This window comes from Paenibacillus sp. FSL H7-0737, assembly GCF_000758545.1.
Lineage (GTDB): Bacteria > Bacillota > Bacilli > Paenibacillales > Paenibacillaceae > Paenibacillus_AQ.
Genome location: NZ_CP009279.1, coordinates 6,715,144 through 6,736,862 on the forward strand (window position 1 = coordinate 6,715,144; position 21,719 = coordinate 6,736,862).

General features: G+C 45.3%; 20 protein-coding genes. 2 read left to right on the top strand and 18 right to left on the bottom strand.

Going from position 1 to position 21,719, the window contains the following annotated elements:
- Positions 1-78 precede the first annotated feature (78 nt).
- Both rlmH and H70737_RS29300 read right to left on the bottom strand, forming a co-directional pair.
- Complete coding sequence (rlmH, locus tag H70737_RS29295; protein WP_042131690.1) at positions 79-558, bottom strand: 23S rRNA (pseudouridine(1915)-N(3))-methyltransferase RlmH; 480 nt, start codon at positions 556-558, stop codon at positions 79-81.
- Between the two features lie 123 nt (positions 559-681).
- Entirely contained in the window at positions 682-1,032 is a 351-nt protein-coding gene (locus H70737_RS29300; RefSeq protein ID WP_042193020.1) for an ArsR/SmtB family transcription factor, read from the bottom strand.
- A gap of 141 nt (positions 1,033-1,173) precedes the next feature.
- On the opposite strand from H70737_RS29300, the gene H70737_RS29305 reads away from it, so the two are divergent.
- On the top strand, positions 1,174-2,586 hold the full coding sequence (locus H70737_RS29305) for an MFS transporter (protein WP_042193021.1): 1,413 nt from the start codon (positions 1,174-1,176) through the stop codon (positions 2,584-2,586).
- Positions 2,587-2,685: 99 nt separating this feature from the next.
- Here the strand turns inward: H70737_RS29305 and H70737_RS30545 are convergent, their stop codons facing one another.
- From H70737_RS30545 to H70737_RS29340, 8 genes are all read right to left on the bottom strand, one after another.
- Positions 2,686-2,853 (bottom strand): CxxH/CxxC protein, encoded by a 168-nt coding sequence (locus H70737_RS30545; protein ID WP_076120603.1) that lies wholly within the window; start codon positions 2,851-2,853, stop codon positions 2,686-2,688.
- A gap of 229 nt (positions 2,854-3,082) precedes the next feature.
- The gene (cydC, locus tag H70737_RS29310) at positions 3,083-4,834 is read right to left on the bottom strand and encodes a thiol reductant ABC exporter subunit CydC (protein ID WP_042193022.1); all 1,752 of its coding nucleotides are present in this window, start codon (positions 4,832-4,834) and stop codon (positions 3,083-3,085) included.
- Complete coding sequence (gene cydD / locus H70737_RS29315) at positions 4,831-6,597, bottom strand: thiol reductant ABC exporter subunit CydD (protein WP_042193023.1); 1,767 nt, start codon at positions 6,595-6,597, stop codon at positions 4,831-4,833. Before cydD ends, cydC begins: the two co-directional genes overlap by 4 nt.
- Positions 6,597-7,613 carry a cytochrome d ubiquinol oxidase subunit II gene (cydB, locus tag H70737_RS29320; RefSeq protein WP_042193024.1) on the bottom strand — a complete coding sequence of 339 codons (1,017 nt, stop codon included), beginning with the start codon at positions 7,611-7,613 and terminating at the stop codon, positions 6,597-6,599. Before cydB ends, cydD begins: the two co-directional genes overlap by 1 nt.
- The gene (locus H70737_RS29325; protein ID WP_042193025.1) at positions 7,610-9,004 is read right to left on the bottom strand and encodes a cytochrome ubiquinol oxidase subunit I; all 1,395 of its coding nucleotides are present in this window, start codon (positions 9,002-9,004) and stop codon (positions 7,610-7,612) included. The genes cydB and H70737_RS29325 overlap by 4 nt, the downstream gene beginning before the upstream one ends.
- A 223-nt stretch (positions 9,005-9,227) precedes the next feature.
- Complete coding sequence (locus H70737_RS29330; protein WP_042131698.1) at positions 9,228-9,458, bottom strand: cold-shock protein; 231 nt, start codon at positions 9,456-9,458, stop codon at positions 9,228-9,230.
- A gap of 92 nt (positions 9,459-9,550) precedes the next feature.
- Positions 9,551-9,751, bottom strand: coding sequence for a cold-shock protein (locus H70737_RS29335; RefSeq protein WP_019914582.1), 201 nt, complete (start codon positions 9,749-9,751; stop codon positions 9,551-9,553).
- A 419-nt stretch (positions 9,752-10,170) separates the two neighbouring features.
- Positions 10,171-11,415, bottom strand: coding sequence for a S1C family serine protease (locus H70737_RS29340; RefSeq protein WP_042193026.1), 1,245 nt, complete (start codon positions 11,413-11,415; stop codon positions 10,171-10,173).
- Positions 11,416-11,789: 374 nt separating this feature from the next.
- On the opposite strand from H70737_RS29340, the gene H70737_RS29345 reads away from it, so the two are divergent.
- Entirely contained in the window at positions 11,790-11,999 is a 210-nt protein-coding gene (locus H70737_RS29345) for a hypothetical protein (RefSeq protein WP_042193027.1), read from the top strand.
- Here H70737_RS29345 and H70737_RS29350 read toward each other — a convergent pair.
- The 8 genes from H70737_RS29350 to H70737_RS29385 all read right to left on the bottom strand — a co-directional run bounded on the left by H70737_RS29350 (position 11,965) and on the right by H70737_RS29385 (position 21,560).
- Positions 11,965-12,774 (bottom strand): MBL fold metallo-hydrolase, encoded by an 810-nt coding sequence (locus H70737_RS29350; RefSeq protein WP_042193028.1) that lies wholly within the window; start codon positions 12,772-12,774, stop codon positions 11,965-11,967. The two genes, H70737_RS29345 and H70737_RS29350, sit on opposite strands and share 35 nt — an antisense overlap.
- Positions 12,775-12,788: 14 nt before the next feature.
- Positions 12,789-13,529, bottom strand: coding sequence for a two-component system regulatory protein YycI (yycI, locus tag H70737_RS29355; RefSeq protein WP_042193029.1), 741 nt, complete (start codon positions 13,527-13,529; stop codon positions 12,789-12,791).
- Between the two features lie 38 nt (positions 13,530-13,567).
- Entirely contained in the window at positions 13,568-14,860 is a 1,293-nt protein-coding gene (locus tag H70737_RS29360; protein ID WP_042193030.1) for a YycH family regulatory protein, read from the bottom strand.
- The gene (gene walK, locus H70737_RS29365) at positions 14,857-16,686 is read right to left on the bottom strand and encodes a cell wall metabolism sensor histidine kinase WalK (protein ID WP_042193031.1); all 1,830 of its coding nucleotides are present in this window, start codon (positions 16,684-16,686) and stop codon (positions 14,857-14,859) included. The genes H70737_RS29360 and walK overlap by 4 nt, the downstream gene beginning before the upstream one ends.
- Positions 16,686-17,417: a response regulator YycF gene (gene yycF, locus H70737_RS29370; RefSeq protein ID WP_042193032.1), complete on the bottom strand. Its 732-nt coding sequence runs from the start codon at positions 17,415-17,417 to the stop codon at positions 16,686-16,688. Before yycF ends, walK begins: the two co-directional genes overlap by 1 nt.
- A gap of 189 nt (positions 17,418-17,606) precedes the next feature.
- Entirely contained in the window at positions 17,607-19,151 is a 1,545-nt protein-coding gene (locus tag H70737_RS29375) for a M23 family metallopeptidase (protein ID WP_042193033.1), read from the bottom strand.
- A gap of 309 nt (positions 19,152-19,460) precedes the next feature.
- The gene (locus H70737_RS29380; RefSeq protein WP_042193034.1) at positions 19,461-20,111 is read right to left on the bottom strand and encodes a hypothetical protein; all 651 of its coding nucleotides are present in this window, start codon (positions 20,109-20,111) and stop codon (positions 19,461-19,463) included.
- Between the two features lie 162 nt (positions 20,112-20,273).
- Positions 20,274-21,560: an adenylosuccinate synthase gene (locus H70737_RS29385; RefSeq protein WP_042193035.1), complete on the bottom strand. Its 1,287-nt coding sequence runs from the start codon at positions 21,558-21,560 to the stop codon at positions 20,274-20,276.
- Between the last annotated feature and the right edge of the window lie 159 nt (positions 21,561-21,719).

Below are 21,719 nucleotides of genomic sequence, written 5' to 3' on the forward strand. Positions count from 1 at the left end.
ATTAATTTAGTAGTCATTTACCGAAGCCGACAACGGAGATTGTGCGAAGATTCATACTCAAAAGCATAATATTTCGCCCTACTTATGATAAGGTTCCCCCCGATTTATCTTCACCGCGCGATAAATCTGCTCCACCAGCACCAGGCGCATGAGCTGATGGGGCAGCGTCATGCGCCCGAAGCTCATGCGCTGCTGCGCGCGGCGCATGACCTCGTCGGAGAGCCCATGGCTCCCTCCGATGACGAACACGACATGGCTCGTCCCATAGGTGCCGAGCCGGTCAATTTCTGCGGCAAGCTCTTCCGAGCTCCACAGCTTGCCGTCAATCGCGAGCGCAATGACATGCGCCTCGCTCTTTATGTGCGCGAGGATGCGTTCCCCCTCGCGCGCCTTAACAATACCGACCTCTGCTTCGCTTAGAGAGTCGGGTGCTTTTTCATCTGCCACCTCAATCACCTGAAATTTCAGGTAAGGTGTCAGCCGTTTAGCATACTCCGCGATGCCATTAATCAAGTACTTTTCCTTCAATTTTCCTACGCCAATAATTTGAATAAGCATAAGTGCCTCCTGTTATAGTCCTCTATTGAAATAGCAAAAGGACGCGCACTGGGCGTCCCTTGTAGTTTTAGTAAGTACCTTTTCGTATTCCTTAAATGTCCTATTCTTCAGACAATCCATCCCCTACTTACTCTCCTCCCGCTCCTCCATTACAAAATCCGGCTTTTCCCCAGCTTCATAAGCACTCAATATAGAATCCAGCAATCCTGGGAAACGTGCGCTCAGATCCTCTGTCCGTAGCGACAGTATACGCTGGGTTCCTTGCACCCGCGTAAACACAACCCCTGACTCGCGCAGCGTACGGGCATGGTGAGACATGGTGGATTTGGCAATCGGAACGTTGAAGCCGTTGCAAGCCTGTTCTCCATTTCTATGAATATCCGATACGATATGGAGGCGAATCGGATCGCTCAGCGCATACAATACGGAAGCAAGCTGAATGTCCTTGCGGTCCGGATGAAATAGTATTTTCATGGATGATTATCCCCTTTGTCCTACTTTTAATGCGAAAAAAATATTGGTGATCCTAATTGCATTTTATATCAACGCATGCTATATTTCAATTGTTCGTAAGTAATCGAACTATTAAACAATAAAAAAAGGAGTGCTTCGCACATGACTTCTGTAAATAACCTTTCCGCGAATGCGGATCATGAAGCCTCCGTTCCGGAAGCGACTCTTCCACGGGAAGGCCTGTTGACTCTGCTGTTCAGCATCGCTGTGGTTCTCGTCATCATGAATACAGCCATGTTCAATCTGGCACTGCCTGATGTAACCGAAGCCTTCGGCATTACAGCTGCATCCGCTTCTTGGATTGTTACCGGGTATTCCATTATGTTTTCGATCGCCTCAATCACGTACAGCCGGCTCTCTGATTTTCTGCCGATCCGCCGCCTGCTGGTGATAGGCTTGTTGACGCTAGGCTTTGCGGCTGTGGCCGGCTTCTTCAGCACCAACTTTATCTTTCTGCTTATCGTGCGCATTCTACAGGCGTCGGGCGCGGGCGCAGTAATGTCCTTATCTCTTGTGCTGTTTACCCGCTATGTCCCGCAAGCCCGTCGCGGCAAAGCGATGGCGACGATTATGTCAGCCGTTTCACTCGGTCTAGGCCTTGGTCCGGTCGCGGGCGGAGCCATCGTCGAATATCTTGGCTGGATCTGGTTGTTCGCTGTAACGGCAGCTATTTTGCTTCTCGTACCGTTGTTCCTCATCCTGTTGCCTAAAGAGGTGCCCACCCGGGGTTCCTTTGATGTGCTTGGTGGGCTGCTCTTGGGCGTCGGCACCACCGGTCTGCTGCTGTTCCTGACTAGTGGGCTGTGGGTGGCCTTGGTCGCCGGACTTGTCGCCATCGCTTTATTTGTTGGCCGCATCCGCAGCACGCCCGACCCATTTGTAATGCCCGCGCTTTTCCGTAACCGCTCATATCTCGTACTGGCGGTGGTCGGTATCGCCTCCTATCTGTGCAGCTTCGCCACATTGTTCCTGCTGCCACAGATTTTAACTCATCGTTTTGGCTTCAGTGCAAGTCATGCCGGGCTTGTGATCTTTCCGGGCTCGTTGCTCGCAATCTTCGTTTCCCGTTCCGTCGGACGAATCATCGACCGTTATGGCAATGCGGGGATATTACGCTTCGCTCCACTGCTTGTGTTGACTGCTACTGTGCTCTTCGCATTCTTCGCTGGGCGGTCCTGGATTGCCGTTATGCTGATCTATATGATTATGAGTCTTGCCTTCACGACGTTGTCCAGTAGTGTATCCAATGAAATCTCACGGATTCTGCCTTCCTCACAAATAGGCTCCGGGATGGGACTGTTCCAGCTACTGCAATTCTTTAGCGGCGCCTTCAGCGTAGCTATGGCCGCAAGTGCATTGGAATGGCAGCGTGGGCTGCCGCTCCGGGCCGCTTACTCGAACATCTACTGGGGACTCTCTATTGCAGCAATGCTTGCCATCATCTCAGCCATTGTCTACCGCAAGAATAACCGAGGTAGCTCCCTGACCAATATGGCAGATGCAGCTGATGCATAAGATTAATCCTCCAATGCACCTATAATTATTCCACGCAAAAACACCTTGCGGCCCATTTCCGGGACTGCAAGGTGTTTTTTTATAAGTCTTAAAGGTCCTTTAGACCACCAAATATTCAGCGTTCTTCTCACATTGGGTGCACTTTGCCGGCGGGTCCCAGTCAGAGAATTCCGTTTCCTTCAAATCCACTACATCTGGTGCATCTTCATATTCGTCCACAAACAAATCAATAGCTAATTCTACATGTTCTTTACATACTACATACATTCAACCAAGCATCCCTTTCTGTGCCGCTACGGCCTAATACTCCTTCTATTGTTCTACCATACTTCCCACGAAAATGGAACTCCTATCTATCCATTCCAGCGATCTGTTCATCCATTGTCTATATTCTTGCCCTTCACCAAAAAAAGATTCCTCTCACCCCGAAGGGCAAAAGGAATCTCATCACTTCTCTCTCTCTATTTTCTATAAATATTATTTTAAACTCTCCATCCTACCCTAGAAACTCCACCGGACGATCCAGCTCATACAATCTGCGGTAACGTGGTTCTTTTTTCATCAGCTCCGCATGGGTTCCACGCATTTCTACTGAGCCATTTTCCATAAAAATCACTTCATCCATCTGCTCCGCACCGACCAAATGATGCGTTACCCAAATTAGTGACTTACCCTTCATGGCTTCGAACATTGTCTTCAAAAGATCACGTTCCGTCCGCGGGTCCAACCCTACAGTCGGTTCGTCGAGTATGACAACAGGTGTATTTTGCAGCAAAATACGAGCTAACGCTATCCGCTGACGCTCTCCACCAGAGAATCGTTGCCCTGCTTCACGGACAAAGGTATCATATCCATCTGGCAACGAGGAGATCAACGTATCCATTTTGGCTAAGGCGCCAGCTTCTTTAATGGCTTGTTCGGAAGCCTTCGGATCACCCATACGAATATTGTTAGCTACTGTAGTATCGAACAAATGTGGACTCTGATTAAGCACCGCTATAATAGAAGGAATATGCTCGCCATAGGCATCTGCAGCGATTCCATTAATCGTAACCGAGCCGTCAGAAGGTTCAATAACACCTTGAATAGCCTTTAATAACGTCGATTTACCCGCACCACTTCGGCCGATAATCGCAATCTTTTTACCTTGTGGAATATCGAGGCTGAGATCGCGAACCGACCAGTTAGCCTCTGAACCATAGTGGTAACCTACATTTTCGAGCTTGATGTGAGCACTCTTCATGGCCTGAGGCAGAGCATCGACTACAGTTGCTTTTTCAGAGACGATGTTCTGCTCAGTTCCATTTACACCAGACAATCGCTCCAACGAGTTACGGTACTGCGGGATTTTCTCCACCGCTTCAGACACTGGAAGAAAGGCATCTGCTACAGGAAAAACAACCAGTACGAACGCCGCAATCAATGTACCCGCAATAGCACCATCTGCAAACTCTCCAGCGGCCCAATACAGCATAGAAAGCACGCCAATCCCAATTACCGCTTGCCCAATGAACGTACGAATACGTGCCCAGCTGCGCAGCGCTGCATCGGTTTTGGCTACTTTTCTCTCATCTGCTTCATAAGTGTCTACGAACTGGCTTTGTCGTCCACTAATGACCCAGTCACCCATACCAAGTACGGCGTCAGTCAGCTTTTGATAGAGACGATTACGCTCTACTTTCACTTCACGTTGGCGCTTCTGTGTGAACAATAGAGATAAGAACGGCAACACCACTACTAACACCAATATATACAGAGCCATCAAAAGCGCAAAGGCGATATCAAAAGTACCCAGTGCAATCACAGCTGCTCCATAAATCAGCAAAGCAATAATGCTTGGAAACACGGTGCGCAGATATACATTTTGCAAATATTCAATGTCATCCGCAAGCATCCCGAGAATATCCCCAGTGCGGAAGCGTGACGACAGGAACAAAGCCTGTGGCTCCAAAATATTGTACAGACGCACACGCATCTTAGATAGAATTCGCAAAATCGTGTCATGCCCAACTAAACGTTCTACATAATGAATGACAGCCCGACTCGTTCCGAACGTACGCACACCTACAATCGGTACATAAATCATTAGAATATTTTCGACGGGTGTAGACGCTTTTGAGATCAGAAATCCTGAAGTATACATTAATGATGAGGCTGTAAAAATCGTCAACGCTCCAAGCACGATAATAAGCACAAAACGCCAAAAATACGACGATACATACGGAGCAAACCATCCTTCACGTTTCAATGGATTCCCTCCAATTGCGACCCAATCAACTCATAATACGCACCCTTGCGGGCAAGCAACTCCTGATGGGTACCGATTTCTGCCACTTTTCCTTGTTTCATTACTACAATAATGTCCATATCAAGCATCCAGTGCAGGCGATGTGTAGCCAGAAAGACCAGCTTTCCTTCAAAAAGAGGCACCATCGTCTCCTTCAGCTCATATTCCGTCTCAATATCCAGATGCGCCGTTGGCTCATCTAATAACATAATTGGACGACTGCTGAGTAAAGCTCGAGCCAGCGCAACCCGCTGCTCCTGCCCGCCACTGAACGAACGACCGCCGCCGCCGATCATCTCATCCAAGCCATTTGGAAGGGTTGCCACCAGCTCTGATAATCCGGTAGCTTTCACAGCTGCAGCCACAGCTTCCATAGAAGCCTCAGGGTAATAGAAGCGAATATTATCAGCCAATGTACCACTAAAAATATAAGGGCGCTGCGGGATATACGAGGTCTGCTTTCGCCAAGCCTCATCCGTTAATGCGCTAACCGTTGTACCGTTAACCGTGATACTTCCTGAAGTAGGGTGCAAAAAGCCCCCTAGTATATCCACTAACGTAGATTTACCGGCCCCACTCTCTCCGATAATCCCAATTTTGCTTGCTCCTTTAAATTGCAGGTTCACCGCTTCCAGCGAAGAAAGACCAGCTTCCTCGTATTTCACACTGACATCATTTAATGTAAGTGTGCTATTTTTATGCCAAGTGAATATCTCTTCTGGTGTTTTCGATGCTGATTTCAATGCTTGGTCACCATTAGAACCTACTACTTCAGCTTTCACTTCATCCTGATCTATAATGCTCTTCATTGCCTCAGCGGCTTCCTTACCATCGAGAGTAGCATGGAAATCCGAACCTACCAATCGTACAGGCAAAAAATATTCCGGTGCCAAGATCAGAATGGTTAAGCCCGTAACCAGTGTCATCTGATCGTTGACCAGACGCAGGCCGAGACTTACCGCGACGGAAGCAACGGATAACATCGTAAAGAAGTCCAGCGCGAACGAAGATAAAAAGGCTACTCGCAGTGTACGCATCGTCGCCGAGCGATATCGATCGCTGACGGTGGCAATACTCGTGCTATGACTACGACTGCGGCCCAGAAATTTCAGCGTTTCTAGCCCACGGAGAGAGTCTACGAAATGATTAGATAAGGTGCGATAAGATTTTAGCTGACGGTCCATCTGCTTGCGAGCCGTCATCCCGATCAAGATCATAAAAACAATAATAATCGGCATGGTGATCGTTAGAATTATCCCACTCGCGGTATCCATCTTGTAGATATAAATAAGCACCAAAATCGGTGTAATTGACATCCCTACCATTCTAGGGATAATCGCTTCTAAATATGTGCGGAACTTTGTTACGCCTTCCAGCACAAGTGTGACAAGATCCCCGGTTCCACGCCCGCCCACCATTCTGGGTCCAAGCTGGAAGAGCTTATCCATCATTTCCCTCCGCATGTTGCTGCCTGTTGCTTCCGCAAAGCGGTAAGAGATACGGCTCATCAGCATGGCGCAAGCATGGCGCACTAGAAATGCAAGAAGGAACAATAGCGAAGTAGCCCATTGTTCCTTCAGAGGTTCTCCTGCAAATAGCGCAGAGATGACTTCTGCCAGCCATTTGGCCAGCAGAAGTATGGACATGCTTTGCACCAGGGTAAGGAGGCCAACGATCAGAAATACCGGCTTAACTCCTTTATACCCAAGCAAATTTTTATCCATTAGTATTCAAGATGCTCCTTCTCGTGAACGCGTTTATGAAAGACAAAGTAACTCCAAATTTGATATCCCAATACGAATGGAAGGATGGTCAGTGCCACAATCGTCATTACCTTTAAAGAGTAATGTCCCGAAGCCGCATTGGTGATTGTCAAATTAAAGGCTTGATCGATTGAACTAATCATAACACGTGGGAACAATCCTACAAAGATAGAAGTTACGGACAATGCTATTACCGCTCCTGTCATACCAAAAGCATAGCCATCCTTCTTCTTCGTCATGAAATAACCCGATAATATAAACGCGATAATTCCCAGCGCTACTATAATCATAAGAACTAAACCACGTTGTTCGAAAATATCAGTCATATAATAAGTCATTACCACGAAAGCAAGCAATAAAGCCCCAAGTGGCAAAAGCAATCTTTGCGCCATTTTTCGAGCGCGAGCCTGTAGATCTCCCACTGTACGCAACGTTGTGAACATGAGACCATGTACCAAACAAAGAAGGACAACAGTCACACCAGCTACTACGGTATACACATTTACGATATCTGTAAAACCTGCGTACATTTGCATATCGCCATCAATCGGCAAACCTTTGATGAAGCTGGCGAACACCACAGCAAGGAGGAAAGGTGGGAGGAAGCTGCCGAAAAAGATACAAACATCCCAAGTTTTTTTCCAAGCTACTGAATCCCGTTTACCTCTAAATTCAAAAGCAACACCACGTGCAATCAAAGCTAATAAAGCAAAGACAAAGGGAATGTAAAATCCGCTAAACAACGTTGCATACCACTCAGGGAAAGCCGCAAACATTGCACCCGCAGCAGTAATTAACCATACCTCGTTTCCATCCCAGAAGGGTCCGATCGAGTTAATCAGAATCCGGCGCTCAGTGTCATTCTTAGCGAGAATTTGTGTTTCCATCCCTACGCCGAAATCGAAACCCTCCAGGAAGAAGAACCCTATAAACAGAACTGCAATGAGCACAAACCACAATTCATTAAGAGACATCATTGGGCGCCCTCCTCGTTATATGGATCATGCGAATCCCCGTGATCGTTATCCATCGCATAAGGACCTTTTTTAATCACTTTCATAAACAAACCAATTAGAACTAATCCGAGAATGGCGTAAATCGCTGTAAAAGAAATAACAGAGAATAGAACCTGACCACTTGTAATGTTAGGCGACACACTGTCTTCCGTTGTCATCAATCCGAATACCGTCCATGGCTGACGCCCGAATTCGGTCATGACCCAACCTGCTGTATTCGCAATTGGAGGAAGCAGTATTCCCCATAACATAAACCGCATAAACCAAGTGTTTGGACGGTCCATCTTTTTGCGCCACATTAAATACATTGCGTACATACCCATTACGATCATTAACGTTCCTGCTAGAACCATGATCCGGAAACTCCAGAATGTCGTACGTACTGGCGGGATATAGTCACCGGGGCCATAGGTTTGCTCATACTCAGCTTGCAGCTCAAGCATACCTTTAACTTCACCGGAAAATTTACTGTATGAAAGGAAGCTTAGCATATACGGAATTTGAAATTCTCCAGTACTTTCTTGCTTCTCAGGATCAATATTTGCCCATACGGTCCAAGGTGCCGGGTCACCACTCTTACCCCACAGTCCTTCGGAAGCCGCCATCTTCATAGGTTGAGTCTCAACCAAATACTGTGCTTGCGCATGGCCTGCCACGGCTACACCAATAGAAGAAATGATACCTACGATTGCTGCAATTTGAAAAGATTTCTTAAAGAAAGATACATCTTGTTTCTTCAATATTTTATACGCACTAATACCCGTTACGAGGAAGGCGCCTGTTGCATACGCAGCAAGAACCGTGTGCGGGAATTCAACCAGCAATTGTCCGTTCGTAATGAGCGCGAAGAAATCATTCATTTCTGCCCGTCCATTATTTATCGCAAATCCCACAGGATGCTGCATAAAGGAGTTCGCTGCTAGAATCCAGAAAGCGGATAACATCGTACCGAAAGCTACTAGCCAGATGGATAACAAGTGCACTCTTTTGGACACTTTGTCCCAGCCGAATATCCAGATGCCAATAAAAGTAGACTCCAGAAAAAAAGCTGCCAATGCTTCGACTGCAAGTGGAGCCCCGAATACATCACCCACAAAACGTGAATAATCAGACCAGTTCATCCCGAACTGAAATTCCTGCAAAATACCTGTAACTACCCCTACTGCAAAGTTGATGAGAAACAGCTTTCCCCAGAACTGTGCCATTCTTTTGTACTCTTCATTGCCTTTTCTAACGTACATGGTCTCCATGATCGCAATCAAGAGCGCTAGTCCGATTGATACCGGTACAAAGAAATAGTGGAATATTGTCGTCGACGCAAATTGTATACGCGACAGCATTACTGTATCCATATTTTTCCCTTCCTTCTCCCCTTTTCGTTAATTATATTGTGTCAAAAATTTAGACGTCATTTTGTGATAAATGTCACACAAAGGGGTACTTTTAACGGTGAAATTCAAATGATTTGTGACAAAAATCACAATTTACCTTAAAAAAAGCAAAAAAAATAAGACGGTTTGACCGTCTTGAAGTTGTTCACTGCTCTATAACAAGCTTGACTCATAAAGGCATTGGTTAGGTAATGGAAATACCCTTCTTCAGCGATTTGAGATCGCCATTCGAATTAAGCAATTGTGGTAGCATCTTCGTGCTGCGAACCATTGGAGAGTCACATAGACGGCAAGAAGGCGCATGTTCAAATGCGAAATTATCCCTCATCCATCCGTTGCATCCATCATTGGTACACGCCCAAATCGCGGTATTTTCTTCCGGTATTTCTTCCAAAGGTTTCTTCCGGTAGTTCATTGCCGTTCCTCCCATCCTGTAAGTCAATAGTGACTAACTAGATATAAAAAGACCGTCCCAACTTTCACAAGCTGGGACGGTTTCTTCTATTATTACAGTTTTACAACGTTTTCGGCTTGTGGTCCACGGTTGCCTTGAACAACGTTGAATTCAACGCGTTGGCCTTCGTCCAAAGTTTTGAAGCCGTCGCCAGTGATTGCGCTGAAGTGAACGAATACGTCGCTTCCGCCTTCAACTTCGATAAATCCGAATCCTTTTTCTGCGTTGAACCATTTAACTGTACCTGTTTGCATGTGTGTTACCTCCACAAATTTAAATTAATATGTTCTTTTTATCTTCAAACAAAGAAAAAATTCACACATTGAAAAAGGTTGTATTACCGAATATAACAGCCCTTTTCAATGCGAAAATTAGGGACTAAATGTATGATTGATATCATATTACCACACCTGATTAGCAAAGGCAAGCTGGCATCCGTATATATCCGTTTCTACCCTAATAAGTATTACCTTCCAATGTAAGGGTTGCCAGTCAGCCCAAAATTGATTAAATCAGCTTATAATTGCCATATTTATCAAAACTTTAGAAGAAATAGATCCCCGATAGCGATACAGAGTATCGCTATTTCAGGAAGCTCTACCTTCTCAACCGAAGGGGTAGTTCGCTCTACTTGTCATTACTGCTATATCATTATATGCCGACTTCCAGCATATTATTCCTCTGGTTTTTCAAGAAGTTTTACTGTAGTCTGATTAACTTTCCCATTTCGATAATAGGTAATCTTCAGATCCTCACCAATCTTCGTCTGATTATATAAATACTTGCGAAGGGAAAGCGTGGATGTAATAGGTTCATCATTAAATTTCGTAATTACATCATTGAACTGTATTCCCGCTTCTTGTGCAGGTCCAACAGCATCCAGAACGACAACCCCATCCTTAACATTGTTCGGTAGGTTCAGTTCCTTGCGTTGGTCCTCTGCGAGAGGAATGTAAGGATTGTTTAAATCTACCGAATATACGCCTAAGTAGGAACGGGCAATCCGCCCTTTCTCAGCCAGTTCATTAGCGGTATCTATCACATGGTTAGCTGGAATAGCAAAACCCAGCCCTTCTACACCTGCATCGGAGATTTTCATCGTGTTAATACCGATGACTTTACCATCCAGATCCACAAGCGCCCCGCCGCTATTGCCTTCATTAATTGCTGCATCGGTCTGAATGACCTCTTGCTCCCAATCATATACGCCGTCCTGATTCAAGGATACGGGAACCTTCCGTTCAGTATAGCTGACAATACCTGAAGTCAATGTGTCACCAAGTCCCAACGGGTTTCCGATGGCAATGACCGTTTCACCTAGACGAAGCTTCGAGGAATCCCCGAGCTCTGCGATTGTATTGATCCCTTTGGCATCAATAGAAAGGACCGCGATGTCACTCACTTTATCCGTTCCAACGAGTGTAGCTTTACGTGTCTCGCCATCTACTGTTACGACTTCAAGATTGCTAGAGTCTTCGATGACATGGTTATTAGTAATGATAAATGCTTTATTATCTACCTTTTTATAAATCACTCCAGAGCCTAATGCTGACTCATCCAGAATGTTCAATTCTTTATTATCTTCTTTATGGTTGATAATGCTTACTACTGCAGGACGAACCGTAGCAGCGGCTTGAATGATACGGTCAAACGGATCTCTGCTTGGGGCAACCTCCCCAGTTGTTACTACCGACTTCGGGGCAGTTTCGTGACTCATTTGTCCAGTAAGCATACTGAATAAAAAGACTGCCACCACAGCACTGATTAAGGAGCAGACGGCGGATATTTGCCAAGTGGATAAGCCCTTGCGCGATCTTCGCACAGAATGCTTGCGGTTAGCAAATGATCCCTTTGATGCTTCATCCCCTCTGGACCGTGATACTTTAGTTGAATAGAAATCGTCATCAAACAATCCCACCGAAAATCTCCCCCTTCTATTGCCAACCGTTCACAGTATCTAAAACCTGAACCTCTAGCAATCACGTTCCAAGCATATACCTCTGCATCCTTTAGACTCCAACAATCACTAAAAAGTTTCACTTTATCCATTAACCACACAATAGTTTCAGTTAATCGAAAGAATTTTAGAATCTTTCAATATATCTTCTCTACTAGGAATATTTTGCAACTTAAAAGACTACACTAATAGAAAGGTTCCATAAATTTAGAGTTTGCTTATCACGTCTATAATTGTATCACAGGCAACCCTCAATTCGTGATTTTCCTGAGGTAAAAAGCCTGCGAATTTTTTACAACTCCAGTTCTGTTTTTACTACATAAGGAGGTATAATTATGAATTCTTTTTCCACAAGTATGGATCTGGTGGAGTTTATCGGTAAGCTTGGCGATTTGAAGGATGAACACTACCATATGACCCTTGCCTTCAGTGCTATGATCGAATTGATGATCGATAAAGGCCTGATCTCCCGCCAAGAATTAGAACGAAAGACTGCTGAGCTTGATCAGCTTATGACAACTGGCTCAACTTATCCCATGGCGTAGGTTGGTCATAATACGTATCGCAAAGCTTAAACTCACTATCTTTAAAGAAACAGCCCCGATCCTCCATTGCGCAACGTACCGACATTTTAGCCAAATCCATCATATTATGATCCCGGCTTAAATGCGCTAAATAGGTACGTTTAGTCCGTCCTGTGAGAATTTCACTTAGTGCTGCTCCCGCTGCTTCATTAGAAAGGTGACCCATGTCGCCAAGTATGCGTCGTTTCGTATTCCACGGATAACGTCCCATCCTCAGCATTTCAATATCATGATTCGCCTCCAGCACCAATACGTCTGCCTCTGAAATCGCATCTCTTACCTTGTCGCTAACATATCCCAGATCTGTAGCTACACACAGTTTTTCTTTTCCATCATAAAAATTGTAACCCACCGGCTCCGCCGCATCATGAGAAATTGCAAACGATTCTACACGCAGACTACCAAAATCCCTATGCTGTCCCGACTCCATAATGATTCGGTTATAGTCGGGTATTTTTCCAATGCCTTTTTCAATGGCTCCCCAGGTATTGGTGTTCGCATAAATCGGAAGATCGTATTTACGGGCCATTGCCCCGAGTCCTTTAATATGATCGGAATGCTCGTGTGTGACTAAAATCCCGTCTATATCATTACCCGTTAGCTCGCGCATGGCCAACAGCTCATCGATCCGCTTGGCACTTAGTCCCGCGTCAATCATAAGTGTTGTCTCCCCGTTCCGAACCACCGTTACATTTCCGGTAGAACCACTGGACAGTACTGTAAATGAAATCCCCATTTTCCTTACTCCTTCTAATCTGTTGTCTTCGGACTGATGATGTCCGCACTTATAGCATCCACATAATAGGCATTGCCGTTCTCCAGCATGAACCGCCACATTGGCGACGCTACCTGACTTTCGGAGTTGAACAACTCACCATAATAACCAAGCTCAATCTCCTTTACTACGGAGTCTGCCGGAAAATATTTTTCAATCAAACTGCTAAGCGCTTGCGATGCCGGCAGTACCTTCTGTTCCTTATCGCTACTGCTTGCCCCTATCTCAATCTTAGGTGAGCGGAAAGCTACAATCTTCTGATCACTATTAATCAACTCTAACCTAACTCGGAATAGCGACCACTGATTCTGAACTAGCGGGTGAAGCACGAACTTCCCAACTTCACTTTCTTGAGAATCAAAACGATAATTTGCGATATCCGGTATTTGACTCTCAAGCGCCTTGCTAAGGTCAGTGAAGGAAGAATAGATCAGCTTGCTGTCTATAGGAACATCTAATTTAATGGGTGGTTCATTCTGCTCTTCAGCAGAATATCGATAAGTTATATTAGGAAGCTGCGGGGTAGAAGCCGGAATGGGACACAACACACGAATCCCTTTCTGCTCCATGACCGCCTGGGTTTCTTCGGACAGGGAAGTGAAATCGAGATTGGCACTAACCTGATCGCGCAAATCAATCCACAGCTGATAACATAGCAGCAGATTTAGACCTAAAAAGGCGCAAATTAGTACATTTTTGGCTCTTCCCCAATCCATACCCTTACCTCCTAAATGTTATATGAACAACTTGTACATTAATTTAATGTAAGAACGCTGCCGTCAATAAGCGTAACCTTCCAGACTGGAAGTAGTTGCAGCTTCTCTTCTTTCACTACAGGTACATACGCAGGCGTTAAATCCTTCACTGCCGAAGTTTTGCTGACCGCAGACAATTGATTCTCTAGCTCCACGCCTCCAGATAGCTCTACGATTTTCTTCTCTGCCTTACTCTCATCAATATAGATTAACGAGCGTTCATAAGAGGATACGGTGCCTTGCTGCAATTCCAGATTAATTACACCATACTGCAGCTGCGAGTTGCTCATGATCGGATAGGAGCCATATGGATAGGAGCCATAATATTGTTGAAAAGAGACCTTTCTCTCCTGTCTCCCCTCCTCGGTGGCTTCAAGACGATAGGTTCCATTCCATCCACCATGTTGGTTCACAAATTCTACAGCTTCAAGCGCATCCTTGGCAGGTGTACTGTCTCCGGCTGGAAGTGCGGCAGGATCGCTATAGCTCATCCAATTCCGTTCCTTATCGACCTGAAGACTCCGTTTGCTATCCGTATAAATCTCCGAGCCATTTTTCTCGCGAATATATCTAGTGCTTCCAACATCGAAGAAAAGATTGTTCTGCATTTGTTCTATGGTATACATGCCTGAAGGCATCTCAACCTGAACCAGAGAAATCTTGCTGTCTGGCACATAATAATCACCATCTACGGACTTGTAAGGCGTCCAGTTCTTGCCGAAATCCACATGCTGCTGCACGTCTTGCACAGTTAAATCCGCTTTTGCCGCTTCATATATAATGTCGCCTCTCGTACTGAAGAAAATGGCATGCGCTTTGGAGTCATTCTTAATGTTATAGATCCAAATGCGATCAATGCTTTCTCCTTCAAATAGGGAATCAGGTGACAGCTGCATAACCCGCTGAAGTAACGTTACCGGAATGCCGGATCCGAACGAAAGCTCAATCCCCGGATTCTCATTTCGAATCTTATCCCAATCATAATCCTGTACCGAGTGCCGCTGGAAGCTTTCAAATCCACGCCCTTTTAACCGATTCATAATCAAGCTATAGAACGTTGAGTCTGGATAAAAAAGCGTATGCTTGTTATCGCCCATATGGATGATCATTTTATCAGGGTACAGCAGGTTCTCAACCTTTTCCTCCGGTCCCATATTGTCTGTCTTCACATATAGATTCTCGGAAAGTACCGCTGAGTCTGCACCAGGCAAGCGATAAATCAAATAGTAACTCTCAACAAGACTTCCCAGCACGAGCAAGGCTAGAATCCATGACTTCAATCTCTCCTTCATGCCTCACTCCCCCTTTGCGCATTCAGAGGTAGTGTAAAGGTTACCTTAGAGCCTTCATTAAGCTCGGATTGCAGGGAAATAGAGCCTCCATGGGCTTTCACAATTTCCCGGGCAATGGAAAGGCCAAGTCCGGTGCCTCCCATATTCCGTGAACGCGCCTTATCCACCCGATAAAAACGTTCAAAGATCCGCTCGATGTCTTTCTTCGGTATACCAATCCCGGAATCACGTACAGAAATGGAGAGCATTCCATCCTCACTTTTCAAGGCTTCCAATTCAATCGTACCGCCTTCTGGCGTATATTTTAATGCATTGGAGACCAAATTCCCCAAGACCTGATCGATTTGATCACGATCGAGCCATGCTGTGCTGACATCCCTACGGACCCTTGTACTAATGTCGATCCGCTTCTGCCGAATCTGAAAAGAAAAGCGGTCTGCTACATCCTCTAGCATTTCAGTAATATCCGTCTGCTGAATTCTGAGAAGTGCCTCCTTGGAATCCAGACGCGACAGATGCAGTAGATCCGTAACCAGACGAATCATACGCTCGGTTTCGTTACGAATAACCCCAACAAAACGAACCGCTAACTGCGGGTCCTCAAGCGCTCCATCATCAAGTGCCTCCACATAGCTTTTAATCGTTGTAAGTGGTGTTCTTAGCTCATGCGAAACGTTCGCGACGAACTCTCGGCGTGATTCCTCCAGGTTCTCTTGCTCAGTTACATCTTGCAGCACGGCAATAGTACCGGCAATCCCACCTTCACGGCGATGAATCGGAGTAAACGTAACTCTCACGATATTAGAATCTTCTCCACCCATATGTGTCAGATGAAGCATTGCAGACTGGGCATTTCCTTTAGCCAAGGAACCACTCTGCTCATAATCAAGACCTAGCAATTTATCCAGTGGGGCACCTTCCGGCAACGGACCTTCTGTTCCCAGCATAAGTGCTGCTCGAAGGTTCATAAGAATGACTACACCATTCTCATCCGTGGCTACCACACCGTCACTCATATTCGTCAGAATAGAGGTAAGCTTCTCTTTCTCTTCCTCATTCTGAGAGAGCGCCTCACGCAATCTGCCGGTCATATAATTGAATGCCTGACTGAGTTGTCCAATTTCATCGTTGCCGAGTACGGGCATTTTTCGATTGAACCGACCTTCAGCAACAGCTGTTGCATGCCTAGTCATTTCTTTAATCGGCTGCGTAATGGTGTGTGCAAGAATAACACATAGGACAACTGTCAGTCCCAAGGCTAACAGCAAACCAGAGATGAATACACTGTTGATCCTGCCCATGGTCGCATATAAATCTTTCATGTCAGCAGCAATATAGATTGCACCTACTACCTTGTCACCGGAAAGTACCGGCTTGGCCACAACCTTTTTCCGCACATTATCATCAGCAATAATATATTCTTCATTATCACTGATCCCCTGCAAGGCGCGATTCACTACGGTCTGAGTGTTGCGCTGTCCGACATAGTCATTCTGTGAGGGCACGGAGGTGGTGATGATTTTGCCGCTGGCATCAAGCACCTGAATCTCGGCCCCGTTAATGTAAAGATTATTAACCATACCACGCAGACTTTCTACAGCCGTTTCCTCGTCAACGGTACCAGCCTCACTACCGAATTTATCAGCAGTCAGGATGGACAGCATCTCCGCACGTGCTTTAAGATCCTTCGTGAAGTTATCCGTTAACGAGTTCTTCATCGAGCTGACAAAATAGACTCCAATTAACTGCATAGCTATCAGAATCAGCAGCACATAAATAATAATAAGCTTGGCCTGAATTGTCCGGAAAAAGGACCACCACTTCATCACAGTCCTCCGCTTTTAGGGCTATGCATCAAATAGCCAAGTCCGCGCCGAGTATAAATATATTCCGGCTTGCTGGGATTCTCCTCAATTTTCTCTCTTAGACGACGGATCGTCACGTCTACGGTCCGCACATCGCCGAAATACTCGAATCCCCACACAGCCTGCAGTAAATGCTCCCGGGTCATCACCTTACCCGCATGTTTAATCATATAGTAGAGCAGCTCATATTCACGATGGGTCAAATCAAGCGGCTCCCCACCCTTATAAACCAGATACATATCTGTATCAATAAATAGATCAAAATGGTATATACCCTGTCTGGTCTCTGCAGGTTCATTCGCCATTCCCGGCGGTGACGGTTTGTGCTGTCTCCGCATTTGGGCCTTCACTCTGGCGAGTAGCTCACGTGTACTAAAAGGTTTGGTCACATAGTCATCCGCACCAAGCTCTAGACCAAGCACCTTATCAATCTCTCCGTCTTTGGCAGTAAGCATAATGATAGGAATGTCCAAATGTGCAGAACGAACCTCACGACAAACATCCATCCCGTCCTTACCAGGCAGCATAAGATCAAGCAGCATAAGATCAGGCTTTTTGGACAATGCCAATTCTACTGCACTGTTACCATCAAAAGCACAAATAACCTCGTAGCCTTCTTTTTCTAGATTAAACTTCAATATATCAGCAATAGGCTGTTCATCGTCTACTACCAGAATCGTTCCCATCTGCATGTCTCAGCTTCACCTTCCTATCCCTACTTAAAGATCATTCCTTTATTTTAACATACCTGTCTTACCGTCACATCCTACGAAATAAGGAATCGGCTTCCCCAGCAAAAAGAAACAGCTATATCGTCATTCCTATATTAAAAAAAATAAAACCGCTCGAGTTTAATCGAGCAGTTGAGGTTAAAGTATGAATTATCGCAAATACTTCATTGGATTTACCGCAGTGCCATTCTTCCGAATCTCAAAATGCAGATGTGTTCCCGTCGAGCGTCCAGTATTGCCCATTACGCCAATTTTGGCGCCTTGCTCCAAACGCTGTCCCGTAGAAACGGAGATGCTGTTTAAGTGGCCATAATAGGTTTCGTATCCGTTACGGTGATCCACAATAACCACATTTCCATATCCACTCTTCACACCAGCAAAGATTACAGTTCCGGCATCAGAGGCTTTAATGCTCCGGTTGCCAGATACCATATCTAGACCCTTATGAGCACGGCTCCAGCGCTCACCGAAACTACTAGTAAGGGTTGCTCCGCTTACTGGCCAACTGAACATGCCTGTTCCTTCACCAACTACCTTCGTACCCCGATAAACCACTTCAGGGAGAGAAGATTTAATAACGGTCTGACCCAACCACTCTTCTTGTACGACCATTCCGTTTTTCTTTGTTAACCGATACTGCATTTCTTTAAGGCCCGTTTGTCCTGGACGAACCACCTTACTTTTGCCTGCTGGTAACTGGTCACTTTTCCGCACGATCACTTCAGGCTCAGTAACCACCTGCTCTGACACTTGCTCTACAGTAACAACTGTAACATCTGGCTGTGGTACCTTCAGCTTCAGTGTATCTCCAATCTTCAACGTTAGCTCTTTCACATCCGGGTTGTTACTATAGATCTCTTTTTGTGTAATTTCAAACCGTTTGGCAATCCCCGAAATCGTATCGCCCTCTTGAACGGTATAAAGAAGTGGTGCTTCTTTACCCTCGGTAAGAGTTTTGACCGCTTCCTCGACATCCAACACTTTGTTAGGATCTGTCTTCACTGGAACAATAGCAACTTCTTCACTAATTTTGACTGACTCCACTTGGTTAGGAGCTTTTGCTTTCGCAGCACTTGAACTTGAGGCTGCTGTTCTTGTGAGCTTACTAGCCGTTGCTACTTTAGTTTGCGGAACATAATGATTCTTTACCCCTTCAAGCACCGCATTTGCGGTCTCTTGATCCTTAACAATGCCAACCACCTTGCCATCTACCAATAATTGTACACCTACGGCATAAGCCTTCAGCATTCCATCTAGTTTATTAAGCGTTGCTTCACTATCAACTTCCGGCTTGTACGCTTTCTCCTGTTTAATTGTAATGCCTTCTGTCTGAAGCACCATCGTTGAATCTGGATACTTGTCCTGATATTCCTGTTGCTTCTTATCATACAGCTGATTAAGCTGTGCCTGATCGTTAAGCTTCCCGATCTCCTTACCCTTCACCAACACTTGATAGAAGGTTTCAGTATTGGCTGCTACATACTTTTTCTCTGCACCAATCAACACAGTGGTTAGAAGTACTAAACCAACAGCTCCCAAAATCCAAGAGTGCCGGAATCTACGAGTGCCTTTTTCTTGATGAAAGTGTGTGGAGTCGTGATCTAAATTGTGGCTCTGCTGAACATCTGCTCCGGATTCTGCTGTGTCGCTATCCTGCAGTTTCCCCATCCGGCGCATGAACTTAAATCCCTTCATGAAACTCTCCCTTTCAGTCCGCTCGGTCATCCGAGACGAGCGGCCAAGCTAGTTATACGATCTCGAGTATATAGATTACGACCATGAATATTTCCACTTATCCTAGTTCTAATTTCCTGCTTCTAATGGACCCTCAAAAAGGTTACAATTGGTTACAAAAAATTAACCCTTTGAACATCCTTGTCTAATGTACCATAGCTGAGCGGAAAATTTCAACTTTGTACACATAAAAAAACCCACGAAATACGCGGGTTTTTTGCGCAAATATGAAAATTTAGCCTTTTTCTTGTGTCTAGAAATTGACAATTACTATGGTTGCTGTAGAGTTTCTGTAGTTGGTGTAAGCATTTTCATTATACTCTCGTATTCATCGGGATCAACATATTTGGCAATGACTTGTTGCAGCTCCTTAACCTCATCCTCCGTTAGACCATCCTCCATCGCCGTGGAGATTTTCTGCATCTCATCCTGCGGTAGTTTGGACATCAAGATATTGAATATATTTACCTTCTCCGCCGAAGGGAGATTATCTTTTAAGTCACCTATTGCCTCAGGTGTCATTACCAATTTCTGGTCCTCTAAACTTCCACTCTGGCTTTCGTTAGTAGAAGACTCATTTGAGGCTTGGCCCATAACCGGTAAAGCATCCTCGGGTGCTTTTTCCTCCACCGGCTCCCCTTTTTCAGATGTATCCTTACTTTTATCTTTATCCTTGTTTACCGCGCTGCCTGTTGTCGTCGCTTCTTTATTCGCTTTATTGGAGTCCGATTGGCTATCCATGCCAATAATGCTCTTGACCATCCCACCTAAACCTGGGCCTGGACTATCCACTTTAATATCGAAGCTCGCCAGCACCGACTGAATATAAGCATTTACAACCACGCCCGTAGTTAGAATTGAAAGTGTACTTGCGAGTACTACAATTAGACATACTCCCAGTGCACGCTTCACGATCTTCATTTCTTCTCTCCTCTCACCTATGTTCAAGTCTATCTGGTATATTTTTTCCATGTTTTTCTATACTCCCAGTATTGACTAGAACCGGCTTCGGGAAACATACGCATAAAAGTAAACATAAAAAAGAGACCTCTCGCGAGGTCCCTTATAAATGACTAAATATATTTAGATATAAATTGGCATTACTTGATTCGTCTGCTCACGGTTACGGCCTACTGAGAAGATGGCGATCGGAATCCCTGTAAGCTCAGATACACGTTCAACATATCTGCGTGTATTTGCTGGCAGATCGTCCAATGTTTTTGCAGAAGTAATATCTTCGCTCCAACCTGGAAGCTCCTCATATACCGCTTCGCACTCTGCCAGCATCTTAAGGCTAGCTGGGTAATGCGTGATTACTTCACCACGGTATTTGTAGCCTGTGCAGATCTTCACAGTCTCAAGTCCACTCAGCACATCCAGCGAGTTAAGAGACAAGCCTGTGATTCCACTTACACGACGAGCGTGACTTACAACAACACTGTCAAACCAACCTACACGGCGAGCACGTCCTGTAACTGTTCCATATTCATGACCTGTTTCACGGATATAATCACCAGTTGCATCGTTCAGTTCTGTAGGGAACGGGCCATCTCCAACACGAGTAGTGTAGGCTTTAGCAACCCCGATAACCTGTTTAATCTTAGAAGGTCCAACACCAGAACCTATGCATACGCCACCTGCAGAAGGGTTAGAAGAAGTAACAAACGGATACGTACCTTGATCGATATCAAGCATTACCCCTTGTGCACCCTCAAACAATACTTTGCGGTCTGCATCAATAGCTTCATTAAGAATGACCGACGTATCTGTCACATAATTACGTAGCACTTCCGCATATTCCAGGTACTGAGTCAGAATCTCTTCAACATCAAGAGCTTCCGCACCATATACTTGAGTAATTACTTGGTTCTTCTCTTCCATCAAGTGACGAAGTCTCAATTCGAATTCCTCAGCGTCCATCAGGTCAGCAATACGGATACCGTTACGTGCAGCCTTATCCATGTAACATGGACCGATGCCTTTGCGTGTTGTACCAATCTTGTTCGGACCCTTACGGTCTTCTTCCAGAGCATCCAGTACCATGTGATAAGGCATAATAACATGAGCCCGGTCGCTGATCACTAAGTTTTTAGTGTCAAATCCGTTCTCATGAATATAATTAATTTCTTGGATCAAGGCAGCTGGATTAATAACCATCCCGTTACCAATTACACAAGTCTTTTCTTTATAAAATACACCAGAAGGGATTAAGCTGAGCTTAAACTTCTCACCGTCAATCAGAATCGTGTGACCGGCATTATTGCCCCCTTGATAACGGGCAACCACATCTGCACTTTCCGCTAGAAAGTCAGTGATTTTCCCTTTACCTTCGTCTCCCCATTGTGTTCCCACGACGACTACCGTTGACATGTTCATTCCTCCGTAGGTGCTAGCAAGCACCATTATTTTTCATAATATGGGCCCTGTACGTCATTCTTATGTACGTAGCCCTCCGGACTCCAAGCGGATTTACCCACTAAAGGACAATACTCAGTGTAACAGCCGTTTTTTTCAAAGTCAAATAAAACG